This window comes from Deinococcus pimensis DSM 21231, from assembly GCF_000519345.1.
Lineage (GTDB): Bacteria > Deinococcota > Deinococci > Deinococcales > Deinococcaceae > Deinococcus_A > Deinococcus_A pimensis.
On record NZ_KI912633.1, the window covers coordinates 384,524 to 389,841 of the forward strand.

Annotated in this window: 6 protein-coding genes; 2 read left to right on the forward strand and 4 right to left on the reverse strand. The window is 71.7% G+C overall.

The window, feature by feature from the left end:
* From DEIPI_RS0106710 to DEIPI_RS0106725, 4 genes are all read right to left on the reverse strand, one after another.
* On the reverse strand, nt 1-479 hold a 479-nt coding region (locus DEIPI_RS0106710), incomplete at its 3' end, for a DoxX family membrane protein (protein ID WP_027481272.1).
* Between the two features lie 115 nt (nt 480-594).
* On the reverse strand, nt 595-2,112 hold the full coding sequence (locus tag DEIPI_RS0106715; RefSeq protein WP_027481273.1) for a tripartite tricarboxylate transporter permease: 1,518 nt from the start codon (nt 2,110-2,112) through the stop codon (nt 595-597).
* Nucleotides 2,113-2,121: 9 nt separating this feature from the next.
* The gene (locus DEIPI_RS0106720; RefSeq protein ID WP_052351641.1) at nt 2,122-2,640 is read right to left on the reverse strand and encodes a tripartite tricarboxylate transporter TctB family protein; all 519 of its coding nucleotides are present in this window, start codon (nt 2,638-2,640) and stop codon (nt 2,122-2,124) included.
* Between the two features lie 13 nt (nt 2,641-2,653).
* The gene (locus DEIPI_RS0106725; protein ID WP_027481275.1) at nt 2,654-3,601 is read right to left on the reverse strand and encodes a Bug family tripartite tricarboxylate transporter substrate binding protein; all 948 of its coding nucleotides are present in this window, start codon (nt 3,599-3,601) and stop codon (nt 2,654-2,656) included.
* Nucleotides 3,602-3,846: 245 nt separating this feature from the next.
* Here DEIPI_RS0106725 and DEIPI_RS41240 point away from each other — a divergent pair, with 245 nt between their 5' ends.
* Both DEIPI_RS41240 and DEIPI_RS41245 read left to right on the forward strand, forming a co-directional pair.
* Nucleotides 3,847-4,794 (forward strand): sensor histidine kinase, encoded by a 948-nt coding sequence (locus tag DEIPI_RS41240; protein ID WP_052351642.1) that lies wholly within the window; start codon nt 3,847-3,849, stop codon nt 4,792-4,794.
* Nucleotides 4,745-5,318, forward strand: a 574-nt coding sequence (locus DEIPI_RS41245) for a sensor histidine kinase (protein ID WP_245588522.1), incomplete at its 3' end; no start/stop codon positions are given. The genes DEIPI_RS41240 and DEIPI_RS41245, both read left to right, overlap by 50 nt.

Below are 5,318 nucleotides of genomic sequence, written 5' to 3' on the forward strand. Positions count from 1 at the left end.
GCGACCCGCCAGCCCAGCACCAGCCACGTCGCGAGGATGAACAGCACCGGGTTCGTGCTGACCGCGCCCGCCAGCAGGAAGTTCGCGTTGAGGAACCCGCCGAAGAACGCCGCGACCCCCGTGAAGAGGCCCAGGATCAGCGCGCCGCCGACGAACAGCTCCCCGTACGCCACGAGGTACGAGAACAGCGCGGCGTTGGGCATCGCGACGTGCTGCAGGAACCACGCGTACCAGCCCTGCACGTCCGGGTGCTCCCCACCGGTCTTGGTGAGCGCCCCGTGGAAGAAGCCCGTGACGGCCGCGCCCGCCTTCTCCCCGACCCACACCCCGGCGGGGTTCGTGATCTTGCCCCAGCCTGCCGTGAGCCACTCGTAGCCGACGTACACGCGCAGCAGGGCCCACAGGGGCGCGAGGTGCGGATCGGCGAGGAGACGGGCGGTGACGCGCGGTTCGGGAATGGTGGGACGGGGAATGTTCATGCGGTCCTCCTGAACCCAGCGTCTTCCGCCGCCATTACCGACCCGTTACGTTCCGGGACGGTCACGTGAGGAGGCCGCGACCCCACGTCGGGGTCGCGGCCTCTCGACGTCGGGGTCAGGTCCTGCTGGGCTCGCCCGCGCGGGCCGCGCGACGCGCCGCCCACCAGCGCGCGACGGGCGGCCCGACCAGCACGAGCGCCACCAGCACGAGGATCACCGCGCTCAGCGGGCGCGTGAGGAACACCGAGTACTCGCCCTGACTGATCGCGAGGGCCCGGCGGAACTGCTGCTCCGCGATGGGTCCGAGGATCATGCCGACGATGGCGGGCGCCACGGGAATGTCGAAGCGGCGCATCGCGAAGCCCGCCAGCCCGATCAGGTAGAGCAGCACGAGGTCGAAGACGCTGCTGTTGAGGCTGTACACGCCCAGCGTCGCGAACACGAGGATGCCGCCGTACAGCAGCGGGCGCGGGATCTCCAGCAGGCGCACCCAGACCTTCGCGAGCGGCAGGTTCAGCACGAGCAGCATCACGTTCCCGACGTACAGGCTCGCGATGAGGCCCCACACCAGCGCCGGGTTCGACTGGAACAGCAGCGGTCCCGGCTGCAGCCCGTACTGCTGGAAGGCGGCGAGCAGGATCGCGGCGGTCGCGCTGGTCGGCAGGCCCAGCGACAGCAGCGGCACCAGCACCCCGGCGGCGGCGGCGTTGTTCGCCGCCTCGGGCCCCGCGACGCCCTCGATGGCGCCCTTGCCGAACTCGTCCTTGTGGCGCGAGAGGCGTTTCTCCAGCAGGTACGACAGGAACGTCGGCATCTCCGCGCCCCCGGCGGGCAGCGCGCCGAAGGGGAAGCCGAGGAGCGTGCCGCGCAGCCACGGCTTCCACGAGCGCGCCCAGTCGGCGCGGGTCATGCCGACGCGTCCCCTGAAGGTCATCACGGCGTCCTGCACGCCGCGCAGTTTCGACGCGACGTACAGCGTCTCCCCGACGGCGAAGAGACCCACGACGACCGTCACGACGTCGATGCCGTCGAGCAGTTCGGGCCGTCCGAGGTCGAAGCGTGCCTGGCCCGTCTGGAGGTCCGTCCCGACGAGGCCGAGCCCCAGCCCGAAGAAGAGGCTCACGAGGCCCCGCAGGGGGCTGGACCCCAGCAGGGCGCTCACGGCGGTGAACGCGAGGACGGTCAGCGCGAAGTACTCCGCCGGGCCGAACTTGAGCGCGAACGTCACCATCGCGGGCGCCGCGAAGGTCAGCGCGAGCGTCCCGATGGTGCCCGCGAGGAACGAGCCGATCGCGGCGGTCGCGAGGGCCGCCGCGCCGCGCCCGCGCCGCGCCATCTGGTTGCCCTCCATGGCGGTGACGATGCTGGCGCTCTCGCCGGGCGTCTTGAGCAGGATGCTGGTGGTGCTGCCGCCGAACATCGCGCCGTAGTAGATTCCGGCGAACATGATGAACGCGCTCACCGGGGGCATCTTGAGCGTGACGGGCAGCAGCAGCGCCACCGTGAGGGCCGGGCCGATGCCGGGCAGCACGCCCACGGCCGTGCCGAGCACCGCGCCGATCAGGGCGAAGAGGAGGTTCTGGGGAGTGAGGGCCGTCTCGAAGCCCCCGAGGAGGGCGGTCAGGGTTTCCATGTCATGCCTCTAGAGGACGCCGCGCAGCACGCCGGGCGGCAGGGTGAGGCCGAGGCCGCGCGTGAAGGCGACGTACACCACCACGGACAGCACCACCGCCACCGCGAGGTCGCGCAGCGGACGGTCGGAGTGGAAGCCGCGCGCGCCCAGCCAGAACAGCAGCGCGGACGACACGACGAACCCGGCGCGGTCGAGCAGCAGCACCTGCGCGAGCACCCCGAGCGAGATCCAGCCGACCGAGCGCCAGTTGATGGGGGCGTCCGGATCGGCGTCCTCCTCGGCGGCGGGCTCGGCGCGCTCGCCGCGCAGGGCGCCCACCGTGAGCCACGCGCCCACGCCGAGCAGACCGAACGACACGAGCAGCGGGAAGAAGCGCGGCCCCACGCGGGCGTAGCCGGGATTCACGTCGATGGAGAAGGTCTCCACGAGGAAGAACACCCCGAGCGCCACGACCGCGAGCGCGAGCGCGAGGTCGGCGGGGGAGATTCCCCGCGGGCGCGGGGAATCCGGAGAGGAAGGAGAGGTCACGGGGCGCTCCGCGTCACTTCACGAGGCCGATGTTCTTCAGGACCTTGTTGATGCGGCTCTGCTCGACCTTGAGGAACACGTCGAATTTGCTGCCGCTCTGGTAGAGGTCCTCCCAGTTGCGCTTCGCGAGGGTGTCTTTCCATTCCTTGCTGGCGTGCATCCTGTCGAGCGCCGCGACGAGCGCCTGCTTCTCCTGCGCGCTGATGCCGGGAGGGGCGACGATGCCGCGCCAGTTGGCGAGCTCCACGTTGAGGCCGCCCTCGACGAAGGTGGGCGCGTCGATCCCCTTCACGCGCTTCTTGCTGCTGATGCCGAGCGCGCGGAGCTTCCCGGCCTTGATCTGCGCCTCGAACTCGCCGTACCCGGCGACGCCCGCCGCGACCTGATTGCCGAGGACCGCCGCGAGCGTCTCGCCGCCGCCGCTGAAGGGAACGTAGTTGATCTTCGTGGGGTCGATGCCGCCCGCGTCGGCGAGCAGGCCGACGAGGATGTGGTCCGTGCCGCCCGCGCTGCCGCCCGCGATGGGCAGGCCCGGATTCTGCTTCCACGCGGCGACGAGGTCCGCCATGGTGCGGTACTTGCTCTCGGCGGGCACGACGAGCACCTCGTACTCGCCCGTGAGGCGAGCGATGGGCGTGACGCGGTCCAGGGTGGCCTTGCTCCTGTTCGTCTGGATCGCGCCGACCATCACGAGGCCCATGGTCATGAGGAGGTTGCCGTCGCCCTTGCTGTTGAGGAGCTGCGCGAGGCCGATGGTGCCGCCCGCGCCGGGGACGTTGAAGACCTGCACGGCCCCGGTGATCTTGTTGTCCTGCAGCACCTGCTGGATGGCGCGTGACGTCTGGTCCCATCCGCCGCCGGGGGAGGCGGGCGCCATGATGCGCAGGTTGCCCAGGGTCTGGGCGGAGGCGGAGAGGGCGCCCGTCAGGACGACGGCGGCGAGCAGAATCGCTTTCTTCATGGGTTCCTCCTGCGCACGGGGCGCGGTGACGAGCCGATCACGGCTCGCCGGGACGAAGTTGTGTGGTGCCGCGAGTCTAGGTCAGGGCGGCAGAACGTACAAGAGGACGCTCCATCGCTTAATTTCGTGCGTTTTGTTCGTTGTGGACGCGCCACGAAACGCACGAAAGCAGGCGGCGCGACGGACGTGCACTAGACTGACCGAACAGCCACGCACGTTCCACACCGCCTCACCGGATGGTCCACATGTTCGCCGCACGGTCCCACAGCCCGCACCGCGCTCCGCCCGCGCGCCGCCGCCTCAGCATCGAGACGCGGCTGATCCTGCTGCACCTGCTGGTCCTGTGCTCCCTCACCCTCGTGCTCGCCGTGATCCAGGTGGGTTCCCTGCAGAAGGCCGTACGTCAGGAGCTCGGGGAGCGGGCGCTGTCCACCTCACGGCTCGTGGCGCTGCTGCCCGAGGTGGTGCGTGGCGCGCGGGCCGGGACCCAGGACGCGCGCCTGAACGCGTTCGTCAACCGATTGAGGGAGAAGGTCGGCGCGGACTTCATCGTGGTGGGCGACCGCCGCGGCGTGCGGCTCGCGCACCCGCAGCCCGATCGGCTCGGGAAGCCCATGGAGGGCGGCGACAACGCCGCGCCCCTCGCGGGTCGCGACATCGTGAGCGTCGCGCGCGGCTCGCTCGGCTGGAGCGTGCGCGGCAAGGTGCCCGTCCTCGGGGCGGACGGCACGGTGGTGGGCGCCGTGTCCACCGGCTACCTCATGCCGCGCGTGGACGCCCTCGCCGGGCAGGCGGTCCGCGAGCTCATGCCCTGGTTCGTGGTGGCGCTCCTCGTGGGCGTCCTCGGGGCGGTGGCGGTGGCGCGCCTCCTCAAGCGCGCCATCCTGAACCTGGAGCCCCATCAGATCGCGGCGCTCGTGCACCAGCAGCGTGGGGTGCTCGCGGCGCTGCGCGAGGGCGTCCTCGCGGTCGGACCGGACGGCCGCGTGACCCTCACGAACGCCCGCGCGGCGGACCTGCTGCGCCTCGCGCCGGGGCACTCCGGGCGTGCGCGTGGAGGACGCGTGGCCCGAACTGGCCGCCGTCGCCGGAAGCGCGGCGCGGCACAACCTGGAGCTGCGGTTCGGGGACCATCCCGTGCTCGTGAACGTGGAGCCCCTGCAGGGCGGCGGGTACGTCGCGTCCGTGCGTGACCGCGCGGAGGTGCTCGCCCTCGCGGAGGAGCTCACGCAGGTGCGCGGTTTCGTGGCGGTGCTGCGCGCGCAGTCGCACGAGTACCTCAATCGGCTGCACACCATCAGCGGCCTCATCCAGCTCGGGCGCGCGGAGGACGCGCTGCGCGTCGTGCACGCCGAGGTGGAGGCCGACGCCACGCTGCGCGCCCTCATGCGTGACCTGCACGCGCCTCGTCTCGTGGCGCTCCTGATGGGCAAGCGCGAGCGCGCCGGGGAGCTCGGCGTGGCCTTCCACGTGGAGGCCGGATCGAACCTCTCGCCCGCCTGGGACCGCGCGGCGGACGTGCTCGTGACGGTCGTCGGCAACCTCACCGAGAACGCCTTCGAGGCGCTCGGCGGACGCGGCGGGAACGTGCGCGTCTCCATCGGCGAGGACCCCGACGGCCTGCAGGTGGAGGTCCTCGACGACGGGCCGGGCGTGCCGCCCGAGTGGCGCGACCGGGTGTTCGAGCCCGGCGTCACCACGCGCGGCGAGGGACGCG